This is a genomic window from Ferrimonas aestuarii, from assembly GCF_005116665.1.
GTDB classification, from domain to species: domain Bacteria; phylum Pseudomonadota; class Gammaproteobacteria; order Enterobacterales; family Shewanellaceae; genus Ferrimonas; species Ferrimonas aestuarii.
This window is the reverse complement of record NZ_SWCJ01000003.1, coordinates 219,613-235,805: the sequence shown is the minus strand read 5'-3', so window position 1 is coordinate 235,805 and position 16,193 is coordinate 219,613. Positions and strand designations below refer to the sequence as shown.

Sequence of the window (16,193 nt, the reverse complement as noted above, 5' to 3'; positions counted from 1 at the left end):
TGACACACTCTTTACGTAGATTTACCTAACTCTGGATCCACCCTGTCAGAGTTTGAAATACAATCCCCATCCTGCAACTGCGATGGGGTTTAACTGCAATGAAAAAATGGTGTCTCGTCATCTTGATGATGGCAGTGGTGGCACTGATGCTGGTGACGCAATTAGGTGCGAAACCAGCCCAGCCTGAGTCTTCTAAAAAAGCCAAAACCGTGCCTGTGGTTACCGCCATGGTTGAGTCTCATCAACTGGTGCCTCGCCTTACCTTGATGAGCAAGCTGGAAGCACAGCGCTCTATTGATGTGGCGGCTCAGATCGGCGGTCAAATCGCCGTCATCCAAGTTAAGCCCAATCAAAATGTGGCAAAGGGCCAACCGTTACTGCATATCGATGATCGCGTTGAAGCGGCCAACGTTGCTGAGGCCAAGGCCTATTTGAAAGATGAGCAGCGTAAGCTGACTGAGTTCACCCGTTTGTTGGCCAGCAGCGCCATCACCCAGACCGAAATTGACGCTCAAACGGCTCAGGTAGAGATGGCCGAGGCTCGCTTGCAAGCGGCCCAGGCTCAGTTGGCGTTCCATCATATCGAGGCTCCCTTTGCTGGACAGGTTGGGTTAATGAACCTCAGCGAAGGCGCCCAGATTGTTTCTGGTCAGTCTTTGTTGACCCTAGATGATCTCTCCAGCATGCGTCTGGATCTGCAGGTGCCTGAGCGTTTTCTGTCGCAATTGAATGTGGGGATGCCGTTAGCCGCCACCGCACAAGCTTGGCCGGGAGAGGTGTTTGAGGGCAAGGTGGAAGCCATTGATACCCGAGTGGACACCGGCACCCTTAATTTGACGGTTCGCCTAGGTCTGGCCAATCCAGACCTCAAACTGAAGCCGGGAATGTTACTGACCTCGACCTTGGTATTTGCGCCTATCGAGCAAGCCATTGTTCCTATTCAAGCGCTGGAGTACTCCGGCAGCAAGCGTTACGTCTATGTGGTGGACGCCACAGGCATCGCCAATCGAACCGAAGTGGTGCTTGGCACTCGGGTGGAAAGCTCGGTGGTGATTGAATCCGGTATCGCGCTGGGTCAACGAATTGTGGTGCAAGGATTGGTGAATATGCGCGATGGCCTCAGCGTCGAGGAGGCCAAGGCCAATGCTACTATCTGACGTTTCCGTTAAGCGCCCCGTTGTTGCCATCGTCCTGAGCTTGCTGCTGTGTGTGTTCGGGGCGGTGTCGTTCTCGAAGCTGTCTGTGCGTGAGATGCCGGACGTAGAAAGTCCCGTGGTGACGGTGATGACCACCTATGATGGTGCGTCGGCACAGATCATGGAAACTCAGGTGACCAAGGCCATTGAAGACCAACTGAGTGGCATCAGTGGTATCGATGAGATCACCTCGGTAACCCGTAATGGTATGTCTCGGATTACGGTGAAGTTTTTCATCGGCTGGAACCTCACCGAAGGGGTGAGTGACGTACGAGATGCGGTAGCCAGAGCCCAGCGGCGCTTGCCTGATGAGGCCGATGATCCGGTGGTGTCCAAAGACAACGGCTCTGGGGAGCCCTCCATCTACGTCAACCTCAGTTCCACCGAGATGGATCGCATCCAGCTGACCGATTACGCCGATCGAGTATTGGAGAAGCGCTTCTCGCTGATCTCCGGCGTAAGTTCGGTGGATTATGGCGGTGCCCTTTATAAAGTGATGTATCTGCAACTCGACCCACAACTGATGGCCGGTCGGGGCGTGACTACCACCGACATTGTGGCGGCGCTGAATGCGGAAAACTTGGAAAACCCAGGGGGTGAGATTCGGAACGACACCACGGTAATGCCAGTTCGAACCGCGCGTATGTATCAAACCGCAGAGGACTTTGAGTATCTGGTTGTGCAGCGCACCGCCAAAGGTGACTCGGTCTACCTTAAGGATGTGGCTAAGGTGTTTGTTGGGGCGCAGAACGACAACTCCACCTACACCCGCAATGGTGAAGTGAACCTGAGCTTGGGCATTGTGACTCAGTCTGATGCCAACCCTTTGGATGTGGCGCAGCAGGTCTACAAAGAGGTGGACCGCATTCAGGCATTTTTGCCCATCGGTACCCAACTTGAGGTGAGTTACGACTCCACCCGTTTTATCGACCAATCCATCGACGAGGTGTACCAAACCATTCTGGTGACTGCGGCCTTGGTGGTGTTGGTGCTGTATCTGTTCTTAGGGCAGGCTCGAGCGACCTTAATTCCCGCATTGACGGTGCCGGTTTCGCTTATCTCGGCCTTTATGGCGGCGTATCTGTTTGGGTTTTCGATTAACCTGCTGACGTTGATGGCATTGATTTTGGCCATCGGCCTGGTGGTGGACGACGCCATTGTGGTGGTGGAGAACATCTTCCACCACATCAAGCAGGGTAAGCCGCCGCTGCTGGCCGCCTATGACGGCACCAAAGAGGTGGGGTTTGCAGTGGTGGCCACAACCGCGGTGTTGGTGATGGTGTTTCTGCCGATCGCCTTTATGGATGGCATGGTGGGCCTGCTGTTCACCGAGTTTTCCGTGGTGTTGGCGATGTCGGTCATCTTCTCCTCGGTCGTGGCGCTGTCATTGGCGCCAGTGCTAGGCAGTAAGGTTCTAAAAGGGCAGCAGAAACCCAATCGCCTCATCGTCGCGATTGATTGCCTGTTTGACAAGCTGTCGAATCGATACCGCAGTGCGATGGCCGTTGCATTAAGGCTGCGCTGGCTGGCGCCGGTGATCATCATTGCCTGCGTTGCTGGCAGTGCTTGGTTGGTGACTAAGGTGCCTGCAGAGCTGACTCCGAAAGAGGACCGAGGGGTGATCTTTGCGTTCATCAAAGGCGCTGAGGGCACCAGTTTTAATCGCATGGCGCAAAACGTTGAACAGGTTGAGGCTCGGCTGTTGCCCTTAGTGGGGCAGGGCGTTGTAAAGGCCGTTAGCATTCAGGCTCCGGCCTTTGGTGGCCGCGCCGGTGATGAGACCGGTTTTGTGATTTTATTGCTTGAGGAGTGGGCTCAGCGTGAGGTGACCGCTCAGCAAGCGCTGGGGCTGATCCGAGAAAGCCTTAAGGGCTTACCGGACATCAAAGTATGGCCGATGCTGCCCGGTTTTCGAGGCGGCTCCAGTGATCCGGTGCAGTTTGTGCTTGCGGGCTCTGATTACCAGACCTTGTTTAAAGAGGCTAAGGCGCTTAAGCAGTTGGCCAGTGACAGCGGGCTGATGACTGGGGTGGATCTGGATTACGATGAGATCACTCCGGAGCTGCTGGTGCGCGTTGATCGTGAGCGAGCCGCTGAGCTTGGCATCAGCGTTGATGATGTAGCAACAACTCTGGAAGTGATGCTGGGAGGACGCACAGAGACCACCTTTGTTGACCGAGGCGAGGAGTACGACGTGTACCTTCGTGGCAACGAGCGTCACTTTCAAAACTCCGCCGATCTGAGCCAAATTTACCTGCGCACCGGTGATGGCCAGATGGTGACGTTGGACACGGTCACCATCATGGAGGAGTTTGGCGTTGCCGATCGTCTCGGCCACACCAACAAGCAGAAATCGATCACCATCAAAGCCAGCCTCAATGATGGCGTGACCTTAGGTCAGGCGCTGGCTTATCTGGATGCGCAAGCTGCTGAGCAGTTGCCCTCAGAGGTGAGCGTGGATTACACCGGCGAGTCCAAAGACTTTAAGGAAAACCAAAGTGCCACCGCGGTGGTGTTTGGGCTGGCGCTGTTGGTGGCCTACTTAGTGTTGGCGGCGCAGTTTGAGAGCTTTATTAACCCCATGGTGGTGATGTTTACGGTGCCCATGGGCATTGTTGGCGGCTTGTTGGGGTTGGTGATTACCGGGCAGGGACTCAACATCTACAGCCAAATTGGCATGATCATGCTCATCGGCATGGTAACCAAAAACGGCATCTTGATTGTGGAGTTCGCCAACCAACTGCGGGACAAAGGTTTGGCGCTGGAACCGGCGATTACCGAAGCGGCGGTTCGTCGATTGCGACCGATTTTGATGACGGCCATGACCACGCTGTTTGGTGCCGTGCCTTTGATCCTATCCACCGGTGCCGGTTATGAGAGCCGGGTGGCAGTGGGAACCGTGGTGTTCTCGGGGATGGCGCTGGCTACCCTTGTGACCCTGTTTGTGATTCCGGCGATGTACCGCTTGATCTCCGGTCACACCAAGTCTCCGGGGCATGTTGCCGCCACCTTGGCAAAGCAGCAGCGAGAGTTCTCTTAAGGCTTGTGCCAACAAGATGACGATTAAAATGGCCACATTTTCGTGGCCATTTTTTATGGTAACCCTTTGTTTACCACATACTCTGTAAACTGTTTTTCTGGACGTAATCTTTAGCTGAGTTTCGGAGAATCAAGTGAGAGCCTCTGTCTTCGTTGTTGTTTTATCCCTGCTATGTCTGGCGGGCTGCCAACAGACCGGTGCGGTTAACCCGTTGCTGTTGCCGAGCGATGCGCGTTTTGAGTATCGCTTTGATCGTTTTGAGGATTATCAAGCGGCGACGGCGGCCGAATTGAAGCAGCATCGGGTCTTTGTTACTGACGACTCGGCGCAAGAGATCGCCATGAACCAGCCTTTTGAGCTGCGTCCAAAGGCAGATGGCCGGCCAACACGTGGGGTGCTGCTGGTGCATGGCCTAGGGGATTCGCCATGGTCTTTTGTGGATGTTGGGCAAGCTTTGATGGAGCAGGGCTATCTGGTTCGCACCGTCCTCCTTGAGGGCCATGGCACCCGACCCGGAGACATGATTGGCGCCGATTATCAGCATTGGCGCGATGTGGTTGCGCACCACACTCAGCTCCTCAAGCAGGAGGTGGGGAAGGTCTACCTCGGCGGCTTTTCAACAGGGGCTAACTTGGCCTATCTGCAAGCCAATAACGATCCTGAGATTGCCGGATTAATGCTGTTCTCTCCGGCGTTTATCTCCGATGAGCAGTTCATTGGCTTGTCGCCTCTACTCGCCTGGTTTAAGCCTTGGCTCTATGAACCAAGTCTTGAGGGCAGCAGCAATGCCGCTCGCTACCGATTTGTGCCCACCAATGGCTTTGCCCAGTACTACTACAGCAGCGCCGCGGCTCAGGATGCCATTGACGATAAGCCCTTTGAGCGTCCGGTGTTTATGGCGCTAACCGCCCACGACAGCGTGCTGGAAGCCACGGAGATTCGAGCACTGTTTGAACGGCGATTTACTCACCCTGACAGCCGTTTAATCTGGTTTGATAACCGAGGTGAAATTGGTCAAGACCGAGTGCGAGTATTAGACAGTCGAGTGCCGGAGCTTAAGATCAGCAACATGTCACACATGGGAATGCTGTTTAGCCCAGCCAATCCCTATTACGGCATCGATGGCAGCCAACGCATCTGTCACAACGGCCAAACAGAGATGGACACTGCCGCCTGCCTTGAGGGAGAACCGGTTTGGTATGGGGCTTGGGGGACTCAAGTTGAAGGCGTGGCCCATGCTCGGCTGACCTTTAACCCCTATTTCGACACCATGATGGCACAGTTAAATCGTGTGTTTGAGTAATGGAGTAGCATCATGAGAGCATGGATTTTATCTATCTGCCTAAGCTGTTTTAGTTTGAGTCTATCGGCACAGGAACTGAGTGCAGAACAAGCGGTTCATCAGATTCAAGGGTTGTGGCAGCTGCTGACCTATGTGGACCGAGACGGAAACCAGAGCGACTACAGCAAGCAGTTCCGAGTTTGGCGCTTTGATGGGGATAAGCTAAGCCTAGATTCTGATGATCTTGGCCACCTAGTGGCCGATCATTTTCGCCTAAAGCGTTCCATTTTTCGCGTCGATACCCCCATCATTCTGTTATCTGATAAGTTAAAGCAGACGCACCTTACCTATGGCAAATTGGTCCTCGAAAGTGTGGATAACCAGACTCTTATTTTCACCGATTGGGATAAGCAGGTGTCGTATCGTTTGCGGCGAGTGCAGCCCATAGTCAGTCGTTTGTAGGAGAGGAAACGTGCTGGTTCTACTAGTGGAAGATGACAAGCGAATGGCAACAACCGTGGCCGAATTCCTTGATTTGGAAGGGATAGATGTCGATTTTGCCCGTGACGGCGTTCAGGCATGGGAGCTTAGCCAGCAGAATCAGTATCAGGTGGTGATATTGGACATCAACCTACCTCGGTTGGATGGCTTCTCCGTTTGCCAGCGAATACGTGCGTCAGGAGACGACACGCCAATCATCATGTTGACCGCCAAAGATAGGCTGCAGGATAAGCTGCAAGGGTTCGAGGCCGGTGCCGACGATTATCTGGTGAAGCCGTTCGCTTTGGATGAATTGGTGGCGCGTATAAAGGCGTTATCGGGCCGTTTGAGTCGCCAAGTTCGAAAGCTGACCGTGGCCGATCTGGAGTTCAATCTGGATGAGAATCGGGTCAGTCGCCAAGGGCGGTCACTGTCTTTGCCTCCGGTTAGTTTGAAGCTGCTTGAAGTGTTGATGCGGGCCAGCCCGAAAGCGGTGGCCAAGCAGCAACTGATTGAGTCTGTATGGGGAGATGAGGTTGAGGGCAGTAATTTGAAAGTTCACATCCACAAGCTGCGCAAAGTGGTAGACAGCCAAGGGCTGCCGCCGTTGATCCACACTGCCAAGGCGTTAGGTTACGTCATTAGGGAATCCAATGCGGACTCGAACTAGTATCAAGATGGTGTTCATTGTGGTGACGGCCGTGAGCGTAGTGCTGCTGTCACGACTGTTCTTTGTGCTGATGTTCGATTACTACAAAGAGGGCGTAACCACCATAACCAAAACCTTTCTTGAGGATGCGGCCAAGCAGAATACCGGAGGCGATAGCGAAGACAACGGCATTGTGGTGAGGCACCGCTGGCAAGATTGCCCCGATGAGTTCAAACAACAGTTTGATAAGTTTCCCACTGAGCTAGGGCAGTTTCAAAAGCGATATGGCGACAAACTGCCGTTTCAATCCCCGAAAGAGTTCTTCTATGTGCTGTACACCACCAATGGTGCGGGCGAGCCGGTGTATGTGGGCAAGCGCATCGATTGGAGCCAAACCGCGGTTCAGGTAGGCAATTTCGACATGCTTATCTATTGGCGTTCGGTGCTGCTCAGCGTGTTGTTTGCGGCGCTCGCCACCGCACTATTGCTGTTTGTGCTCAAGCGGCTGGTCAGCCCGTTAGAGAACCTGAAAAACTGGGCGCAGACTCTGGCCAAGACCAACAGTGCAACCGAACCCATTCCCAATGAGGAGTTCCGATTTCGGGAGTTCTCAGAGATCGCCGAGGTGCTCAGTGACAGCATCAATACTCAGCGTGCCATGCTCGATAAAGAGCAGGAGTTTTTGCAATTTGCCAGCCATGAACTGCGCTCGCCTCTGGCGTTGATGCGAGGCAATGCGGAGCTGCTGAGCAAACTCAGTGAAAAACAGGGCGACGCCAAAATCAGTGCCATTGCGGAGCGTTTGGAGTCGGCTTCCAGTACCATGACGCTGCTGGTTAACACCTTGTTGTGGTTAAGTCGGGCGCAGGCTGAGTTTGCCGAATCGGCGCAGCCCGTCGAGCTGCAGGGGTTGTTGACGGAACTGGTTTCGGAGCTGAATTACCTGCTTGATGGCAAGCCGGTCAAGGTGCAGATGGCGTGTACACCTGGGGAGATCCTAGTGCCGCCCACGGTGTGTCGCATTGTGCTTAGCAACCTGATTGCCAACGCGTTTCAACACGCAGCCAGTGGTGAAATCTGGATTCGGCAGCAAGGCGGACGAATTGAGGTGCTCAATGACAGTGGCCGAGGTGATGGCCATGAGGATAGCGGGTTTGGCCTTGGCCTTAAGTTAGTGGAAAAGCTGGCCCTGCGCTTCCATTGGCAAGTTCGGGTATCTCAGCCAGAGCAGCGCTTTTGCGTCGAGCTGACGTTTTAGCGTTGAGAGGCTGGCGTTTCGCCAACAAGGAACAAAAAAGGCGACTCATTGAGTCGCCTTTTCAGTATTGGTCTGTTTACAGACGAGCCAGAATGGCGTCGGTAAACTCATTGGTGCCAGCGTTGCCGCCTAGGTCGCGGGTAACGTGTTCGCCAGCGGCGATGGTGTCACGTACCGCAGTGCGAATGGCGTCGGCCTTATCGCTCATGCCCAGGTATTCCAGCATCTGGATGGCACCCAGTAGCAGGGCGGTTGGGTTGGCCAGGTTTTGACCGGCGATGTCAGGGGCGCTGCCGTGAACCGCTTCGAAGATCGCCGCGTTTTGACCGATGTTGGCGCCTGGGGCCATACCCAGACCGCCGACAAGGCCAGCACACAGATCCGACAGGATGTCACCAAACAGGTTGGTGGTCACAATCACGTCGAACTGGCTAGGATCCATCACCAACTTCATGCAGGTGGCGTCGACAATCATCTCTTCAGATTGGATGTCAGGGTAGCGCTCACCCACTTCACGGGCCACTTTCAGGAACAGGCCTGAGGTGGACTTCATGATGTTGGCTTTGTGAACCGCAGTTACCTTCTTACGACCCTCTTTACGAGCCAGTTCGTAAGCGAAGGTGCAGATGCGCTCAGCACCTTCACGGGTGATGATGCTCATCGCTTCGGCGGTGTCGCCATCATCAATTACGCGTTGACCCGCACCGGAGTACATGCCTTCGGTGTTTTCGCGAATGGTGATGATGTCGATGTCATCGTAACGTGCCTGAGTGCCCTTAAGAGACAGCACTGGACGTACGTTGGCATAGAGGTTGAATTTCTTACGCAGCGTTACGTTGATGGAGGTAAAACCTTCACCGATAGGGGTAGTTAGTGGACCTTTCAGGGTAACGCGGTTTTTCTCGATCAGATCGAGGGTCTTCTGTGGTAGCAGTTCACCGTGCTTTTCCAGAGCCATCAGGCCAGCATCAGCAAACTCATAGTTGAAGTCACAACCCGCTTTATCCAGAACTTTAAGTGTGGCTTCAATGATATCTGGACCAATCCCGTCGCCTGGGATCACCGTGATATTACGTTGAGACATGGATACATCCTTCCATTACGTCTTAAGAATCAGCCCCTCTATTCTGTGACAGTGTCTGGGGGCTTTGTTAGCATAGTCGGGCGTCATCTTACCTTTTTTGTCGACTGGATCACAGTTAGCAAAAGGTAGAAAGGAAAAAAAATACCAACCCGATTAGGACTGTGATTGACCTAGTGCGGCCAATAAATCGCTTCAACTAAGGCGTAAGACGCCATTGCCAGTGGCCCTAACAATAGGACTTGGGGCGAAGCGTGGGGTGATTTTGGCTGGCATTGGGGCTCAGGAGTCTGTGGTGGTTGGCATCATACTAATAACAAAAAGGAGCCTCCCTTGAGAGTCATTGCCCCTCTAGCACTGATGCTCGCTAGTGGTTTCAGCATTGCTGAGCCTCTAAGCCTCGAGCAGATAATGAAGTTTCAAACACTGAAGAATCCCGCATTGGCGGACAATGGCCAGGGTCTGGCCTATGTGGCTCAGCCAGATTGGGGCGAAGCGACCGGTTACGTGACCAACCTCAATAAGAAGGTGTGGACCGTAGAGCAGGGCACCAAACCCTCCATCAGTGCCGATGGCGCTTACGCGCTGTTTGAGGTGAAAGCCCCTCTGTGGGAGCGCCAAAATGCGGGCAAGAAAAAAGCGGGCAAGATGTCCGTGGGCCGCACTCTGATTAACAGCGATACCGGCGAGCAGCGCAGTTTTGACAAGGTCACCAGCTCTGATTTCAGTGCCAGTGGCCGCTTCCTGATGGTGCAGTTTGAAGCCGAAGAGGCCGATGACACCAAGGATAAGGACGACACCGCTGAGCAACCGGAAGCCGCCGAAGAGCAGGGCGCCAAGATTGACATTGCCGAGTCTAAGCTGGGCACCAAGGCGCTGCTTATTGACTTGAGCTCGGGCAAGGAGCTCGAGTTAACGGGCGTTACTCAATTTAGCTTTGCTAAGGATGCCGACATTCTGGTGTGGGCCACCAGCTTTGAAGAGGGCGTGGGCAATCAGGTGGTACGCCGAGACTTGGCCGCTGGCACTGACACTGTGCTGTGGCAAGGGCAAGATCTGGGGGCAACCGCCATCGCTCAAACTGAAGATGGTCAGCTGACCAGCTTTAGCACCACTTTGCTGCGTAGCGAGGATAAGTTCCAACTGGCACATAAGTTGTGGCTGGCTGATGGCGCCAAGCCTGCCAATGAACTTAGCTTGCCTGACGATGGCATGCTGCTGACCGAGCACTCCAAACTGCACTTTAGCCGCGATAATCAGCGCCTGTTTGTTGGCCGCCAACTGCCGCTACCACAAGAGCTCACCATTGAGGAGTTCAGCGACAGTAACAGCCTGTATGACATGGACACCTTGATGTCACGAGTTGAACTTAATGTGTGGCATGGGGATGACCCTCGCATTAAAACCAACGAGATCAACCAGTACAAGAAGGCGCGCAAGCACAACTACGTTGGTGTAATGCACCTCAAAGACAAGAGGTTCGTGCAGCTGGCGGATGCCTCGGTGCCGGATGTGACCGTCGCCGATAATCAAGGTTATCTGCTGGCCAGCAGCGATCAGCCTTACCTGAAGATGATCTCCTGGGCGGGTTTCTATAAAGATTGGTATCTGGTCGACCTCAATACTGGCGAGCGTCGCCTGTTGGTGACTCAGCAAGGCGGTTATCAATCGCCAACGCTGTCCCCGACTGATAGCGGCGTTGCTTGGTTCGTTCGTGGCGACCTCTATCGTCACAATATTGCCAACAATCAAACCGAGGTGGTTAGCCACGGCGAAGAGACTGGTTTTGCTGACGAAGACCACGACTACCCATCACCAGCTCCGGGGTATGGTTTTGGCTCTTGGCTGGGCAATGGCCGTGCCGTGGTGGCCTACGATAAGTTCGATCTGTGGCAGCTGGATATCGACAGCGGCAAGTTGACGGCATTGACCGCTGGCCGAGAGCATGGCTGGCAGTATCGTGAGATTGACTTGGATGCCGATTCCGACCTGCACCCAATGGGTGAGCCGATGCTGCTCCATGGCTACAACGTGCAAGATAAGCGCGAAGGTGCTTACCAGTTGGGGCTGAGCGATCGCAGCTGGAAGGTGGCTCAGCAAGGGGATTACAAGCTGAGCTTTGTGGCGAAAGCCGAAGACAGCGATACTTTGCTGTTCTCCAAGCAGCGTTACGATCTCTACCCGGATCTGCTGACCACCGACGCCACCGTATCTCAGCTGACCAAGGTGACTGAGCTGGGTAATCAGTTGGATGGATTGGATTGGGGACAAGCTGAGCTGGTGCACTGGCGCTCTAACGACGGTAAGCCGCTCTCTGGCGTAGTCATCACTCCTCACGGTTACAAAGGCGATAAGCCATTGCCGACCTTGGTGTATTTCTACCGCTTCATGAGCCAGCGTCTGCATAACTTCCCGCAGATGGCGCTGAATCATCGCCCTAACTTTGCCCAGTATGTGAATGATGGCTATGCGGTATTCCTGCCGGACATCCGCTTTGAAGTGGGGCATCCGGGGCAGAGCTCTCTAAGCTCTATGCTGCCTGGGGTGCAGAAGATCATCGATATGGGCATTGCTAAGGCGGATGCCATCGGCGTTCAGGGCCACTCGTGGGCTGGCTATCAGGATGCCTATCTGATCACTCAGACCGACATCTTTGCCGCCGCCGTTTCCGGTGCGCCGGTGAGCAACATGACCAGTGCTTACGGAGGCATCCGTTGGGGCTCCGGGCTGACCCGTCAGTTCCAGTATGAATCTGGCCAGTCTCGCATCGGTAAATCGCTGATGGAAGCGCCGCATCTCTACATCGAGAATAGCCCGGTGTTTCATGTGGATCGCATCGATACGCCGTTGGTGATCATGTTCGGCGACGAAGATGAGGCGGTGCCTTATGAGCAGGGTCTGGAGCTGTACATGGCGATGCGCCGCGCTGCCAAGCCTGTGGTGATGCTGCAGTATGAGGGCGAACCTCATCACCTGAAGAAGTACCCAAATAAGGTGGACTACAGCATTAAGATGAAGGCCTTCTTTGACCACCACCTCAAAGGTGCTCCTGCACCTACATGGTGGACTCAAGGCGTACCTTATCTGAAGGCGAATAAAGCGGACTAACTGCGTTATCGTTTTTGATTAAGTGCAATCCCTCGCCTAGGCGGGGGATTGCTGTTTCTGGCGGTGGAATTTGATGTGAAAAGCAATCTGGCTCTGTTCGATTTTGACGGCACCATTACCGATGCCGACACCTTTACTGAGTTTGTGTTATTCGCCACGCCCAAGTGGCGCTTGGCATTGGGTTTGGTATTGATTTGGCCAGTGATATTGGCGTTTAAGTTGGGTTGGCTGCCGGCCGCTCGCACCCGTCCGATTGTGGCCAAAGTGGCGTTTTGGCATCGCAGTGTGGCGAAGGTGAATGCCCAGGCTCAGGCGTATGTTGAGCACAGGCTGCCGCAGATTGTTCGTCCCCAAGCGGCCCGGCGCCTTGACTATCACCGCAGCTGCGGCGATCGCATCATCGTGGTTTCCGCCTCTTTGAGTCCATATCTGGAGATCTGGTGTGATGAGCAGCAACTGGAGCTGCTTTGCAGTCGCTTAAGCAAAAGTAAGGGACAAAGCGGGAGTCGATACAGCGGTAGTTATGAGACGGGAGATTGCAGCGGCCAGCGTAAGGTCGAGTTCATCAATTGCGCCGTCAATCTTGATGACTATGAGCAGGTGTTTGCCTACGGAGATACGGATGAAGATCTGCCGATGCTGGAGCTGGCGGACCAAGCTTATTTGAGGTGGCAGCCTTACCAGAGAGGTAAAAAAGAAGGTTCTTAGCTTATCTTCGACGATGAAATTCAGTTTAGATTTTAGTAAGCATAACTACCTGAAAGTGATGACTGTTGTCATGCCGATTGATACCTACCACTTGAACCGATTTTACGGAATTTCAGCTTCCAATAGGCCTTCGATTCGAGCACCAAGCGCCGACTCGGGACGCCGAAATGACGCTGTGACGAAGCAAGACCGAGGACAGGACGTCCGAGAGGCCCGCTAAATCAGGGATGATGCATCGGGCCGATGTTGAAGTGGAGTACAAGCGAGAATGAGGGAATACGTCACGTTGGAGGCTAAGGGGAGTGCAGAGGGGGAACCCCTTGCCCGCCGGAGGCATTGTTGTCGCTTGAATTGGCATATTAGCAGTGAATTTGAGCAGTTCATGTAAGTCTGCCATAGATCAAAAAATAAGCCCGCCTTTAGGGGAAGACGGGCTTTGGGCTAGCCGTGCTTTTGTTAACAGCACGGTCTGCAGCTAGCAAGTTAGACAGTATGGTTTTGCTAGCCGATTAAAAAGAGAAAAATTCTTCACATTGAGCGGAAATAAGAAAAGCCCGCACTCTAGGATGCGGGCTTTGAGTTACCCATGCTCTTTGCAGGGAGTAGGGGTTAGGTTGGTTGCGAGTGAGTCACTGGCAACCGTTTTCGTTAATTGAGCTGGCCGTGCACCTTATCGACACCCGTAGTGCTGCCGATGGCGTGACACACTGAGCATGATTCAGTGCCCGCCGCTTCGGCTTCGCTGCTGGCACCAAATACCGCACCGCCCATCTGAATCATGTGATTCAACAGTGATTTCTCATCGGCGGTGAGGGTTACCGGTACCTGCGGGAATTCACCGTTGTCATAACCGATGCCGTTGCTGCTCAGATCTCGAGTCAGCAGGGTGTTGCCCAGTGCGTCGGTGACAATGTTGCCGTCGGCACCGATAAGGCCTGGACCCACACTCAGGTGGCAAGAGCTGCACACGGTGGCAATGGGGCTGGTATAAACCGCACCATCGCGGCCTAAGGTGGTGCCATCGTCCAAAGAGGTGGCTGGCGCTCGTGCGATGGATGGACGAGGGTTTTGCGCTAGAGGCAGGTCGATCTGGTCTGGCTCGTGACACTGGCTGCAATCAGCGATAGGCGCAGGGTAGTACTCCAGTCGGCCAACCATATCAAAACTGTTATCCGCATAGGCAAAGCGATAGTTGGAGTGGATCTTGTGTACCTCAAATTTCAAGTCGCTGCTTCCGCCGTCTCGAGGAGAATCGGCCGGGGAGCGGGTGAAACGATTGGCGTTGTGGCACGCCTTACACTGACTTGGGTCATCTGAGCGGCGGCTGTCATGCTGAATGACCTGCTCATGGCAACTGCCACAGCGGTCGAAGCTGGCGCCTAACTTCAGCTCAAAATGCTCATCTTCGGTTAGTGAGCTGACCTCGAAGAAGCGATTGACCACCGTAGATGGTGAAGAGATCTTCTCTAAGGCGTTGTTGTCTTCGCAGTTCACCAACTGGTTGCGGCTGTCGACGCACACCCCAGAGGAGATAAAGCTGGTAAGAATATGCCCTGAGGTTAGCGGCTGGCCGCCGTTGATGTACGGGTCGTTGGCGGTGTCCCAGCGGCAGATGATCTGGCCAGTCTCCCCGCCGTCGCGACAGTCGCTGCTCTTATCCAACTCAAATGAGTTCGGGGTCTTTTTGCCTACGTGAGTTTCAAAACCTAGGCCGTTATCCCAGTTAAGGAACAGACGCACGCTGTTTTTAAATTGCAGGTATTCATCACCTAGGGTGACGCCTTGGCCATCTTTGGTAACCAGAACATGGGCATCGTAGGCGGTATCAACGCCGCTGACCGGCTCAAGGTGGGTCACCTCGAACTGATAGCCGTACTCTTTACCGGCCTCTTTTTTATCCATCGCAGCTTTGGTGTGAACGGCGGCTACGGAAAAGGTGTTGCCTTCACCATGACAGGAGAGGCAGGTGCCATCTTCAATTGGGAAGCTAACGTGGCGCTCAAGGTTGTGGTTGGCGTCGAGCATCTGCTGGGTAAACGCAATGTTGTCGTGACAAGAGCCACAGGCGGCGATACTCGGTACGGTTTTCCAGTTGCCGGCATCGGCGGTGATTGGGGTAATCAGATCTGGGTTGGCTTGGTGATCCGCTTCATCGGCGTGACAGCTGGTGCAGTTGCGGATGTCCATCGGGTAGTTTACACCGTCGATGGTGCCTTTGTTGCTCAGTACCCAGATGCCATCATTCTCGCCGTAGATGCGCTCATCGGCACCGCCACTGGTGAAAATGCTGTATTTGGTTCCCTCCTGTTTCAGGCTGGGCAGATCTAAACCGTGGTGTAGCTTGTGGGCCATCACTTTGAGATCCAAGCTTTCGCCGCTGATGGGATCGACATTGTCCGCATTGTGGCAGGTAACGCAGTTGTCGGTTTCGATTCGGCTACCGCCGTGAAAGTCGAGTTCGGTGTGACAAACGCGGCAGGCATCGCTACTGACGATCTTGCGGGTTTCGGTGACGTCACCACCATCGGGTACCCAGTCATAGGCCACGTTGGCAACCGGGTAGTCGTCACTGGAACGCACTTCGACGCCAATGCGGTGGGTAAGTTGCTGCTGCCACTCAATGGGCGCTTTAGTGATGGGATCTTTGGCTTTTTGCAGATTGCTTTTGAGTTGGTATTGGTAGCTGCCGTCGCCGTTGTCAATCAGCTCGCCGCCCTTATCACTGCTGGCGTGGCTGACGTCATCCACATCGGGGAAGCGCTCATGGTCGACCTTGGTGGATTTTCGTAGGTAGCTTACCCAGTTGTGACCGCCAGAGGCGTTGTCTGCAGAGAGTTTGGCCACGGTAGTGCGAACGTCATTGATGCCGACGAGGGCAGTACCGTGTTGGTCGCTGGCTTTGAAGTGGACGGTTAACGTGCCATCCTGCTCATTCACTTGGGTGACTTCAATATTGAGGCGTTCTGCGGTTCGTGTCGTAGGAGGTAGGATCTCGCCGGGCTTACCAGGTTCACCGTTTGCGCCATCGTCACCGCCGCCACAGCCCGCAAGCAGTAAGCTTGCGGTCAGTGGTAGCCAGAATTTGGCTTTGTAGTTGGGTTGTTTGGTCATGGTCGTTACCGTTTCATCATCATCATTTTCTTTTTCACTCGAAGCAGTAGCAGCTTCGGTGTGATGAGAATTGTCTGATTTAACGTCGATTTTCGACAGATAACCAAAGTCCACGGAACGGGGTTGAGACTGATAATTTAAATTATCATGAACAAAATAAGTGGTTGAATATAATGTGGTTTACCAATGAGGCTGGAACTTAAGGTTGGGTCAATTATTGTCAACTTTTGTCAATAGTTAGAGATAGATCCCACATTTATTTAGTGGATATTATTTATCA

At 53.9% G+C, this 16,193-nt stretch carries 10 protein-coding genes; 8 read left to right on the top strand and 2 right to left on the bottom strand.

The genetic code is table 11. From position 1 onward, the window contains the following. Positions 1–98 precede the first annotated feature (98 nt). From FCL42_RS05995 to FCL42_RS05970, 6 genes are all read left to right on the top strand, one after another. Positions 99–1,157, top strand: coding sequence for an efflux RND transporter periplasmic adaptor subunit (locus FCL42_RS05995; protein WP_136862486.1), 1,059 nt, complete (start codon positions 99–101; stop codon positions 1,155–1,157). Then, entirely contained in the window at positions 1,144–4,236 is a 3,093-nt protein-coding gene (locus tag FCL42_RS05990; RefSeq protein WP_136862485.1) for a multidrug efflux RND transporter permease subunit, read from the top strand. The genes FCL42_RS05995 and FCL42_RS05990 overlap by 14 nt, the downstream gene beginning before the upstream one ends. Before the next feature lie 133 nt (positions 4,237–4,369). Continuing rightward, positions 4,370–5,539: an alpha/beta hydrolase gene (locus FCL42_RS05985; protein ID WP_205729231.1), complete on the top strand. Its 1,170-nt coding sequence runs from the start codon at positions 4,370–4,372 to the stop codon at positions 5,537–5,539. 12 nt (positions 5,540–5,551) lie between these two features. After that, positions 5,552–5,980 (top strand): hypothetical protein, encoded by a 429-nt coding sequence (locus FCL42_RS05980; RefSeq protein WP_136862484.1) that lies wholly within the window; start codon positions 5,552–5,554, stop codon positions 5,978–5,980. Positions 5,981–5,990: 10 nt separating this feature from the next. After that, positions 5,991–6,668, top strand: coding sequence for a response regulator transcription factor (locus FCL42_RS05975; RefSeq protein WP_229359790.1), 678 nt, complete (start codon positions 5,991–5,993; stop codon positions 6,666–6,668). Then, positions 6,652–7,905 carry a sensor histidine kinase gene (locus tag FCL42_RS05970; RefSeq protein ID WP_136862483.1) on the top strand — a complete coding sequence of 418 codons (1,254 nt, stop codon included), beginning with the start codon at positions 6,652–6,654 and terminating at the stop codon, positions 7,903–7,905. The genes FCL42_RS05975 and FCL42_RS05970 overlap by 17 nt, the downstream gene beginning before the upstream one ends. 76 nt (positions 7,906–7,981) lie before the next feature. Here FCL42_RS05970 and FCL42_RS05965 read toward each other — a convergent pair whose 3' ends face one another. Continuing rightward, positions 7,982–8,989, bottom strand: a complete 1,008-nt coding sequence (locus FCL42_RS05965) for an isocitrate dehydrogenase (RefSeq protein WP_136862482.1) — start codon at positions 8,987–8,989, stop codon at positions 7,982–7,984. A gap of 330 nt (positions 8,990–9,319) precedes the next feature. Between FCL42_RS05965 and FCL42_RS05960 the strand changes: the two genes are divergently transcribed. Both FCL42_RS05960 and FCL42_RS05955 read left to right on the top strand, forming a co-directional pair. Then, complete coding sequence (locus FCL42_RS05960; RefSeq protein ID WP_136862481.1) at positions 9,320–12,094, top strand: S9 family peptidase; 2,775 nt, start codon at positions 9,320–9,322, stop codon at positions 12,092–12,094. A gap of 75 nt (positions 12,095–12,169) precedes the next feature. Beyond that, complete coding sequence (locus FCL42_RS05955) at positions 12,170–12,802, top strand: HAD-IB family phosphatase (RefSeq protein WP_136862480.1); 633 nt, start codon at positions 12,170–12,172, stop codon at positions 12,800–12,802. A gap of 648 nt (positions 12,803–13,450) precedes the next feature. On the opposite strand, the gene FCL42_RS05950 is transcribed toward FCL42_RS05955, so the two are convergent. Further along, a complete protein-coding gene (locus tag FCL42_RS05950; RefSeq protein WP_136862479.1) occupies positions 13,451–15,913 on the bottom strand; it encodes an OmcA/MtrC family decaheme c-type cytochrome in 2,463 nt (820 codons plus the stop codon). Between the last annotated feature and the right edge of the window lie 280 nt (positions 15,914–16,193).

Bases quoted from the DNA above. Each gene is read 5' to 3' on its own strand.
- FCL42_RS05995 (WP_136862486.1), top strand. From the start codon at position 99: ATGAAAAAATGGTGTCTCGTCATCTTGATGATGGCAGTGGTGGCACTG.
- FCL42_RS05990 (WP_136862485.1), top strand. From the start codon at position 1,144: ATGCTACTATCTGACGTTTCCGTTAAGCGCCCCGTTGTTGCCATCGTC.
- FCL42_RS05980 (WP_136862484.1), top strand. From the start codon at position 5,552: ATGAGAGCATGGATTTTATCTATCTGCCTAAGCTGTTTTAGTTTGAGT.
- FCL42_RS05970 (WP_136862483.1), top strand. From the start codon at position 6,652: ATGCGGACTCGAACTAGTATCAAGATGGTGTTCATTGTGGTGACGGCC.
- FCL42_RS05965 (WP_136862482.1), bottom strand. From the start codon at position 8,989: ATGTCTCAACGTAATATCACGGTGATCCCAGGCGACGGGATTGGTCCA.
- FCL42_RS05950 (WP_136862479.1), bottom strand. From the start codon at position 15,913: ATGACCAAACAACCCAACTACAAAGCCAAATTCTGGCTACCACTGACC.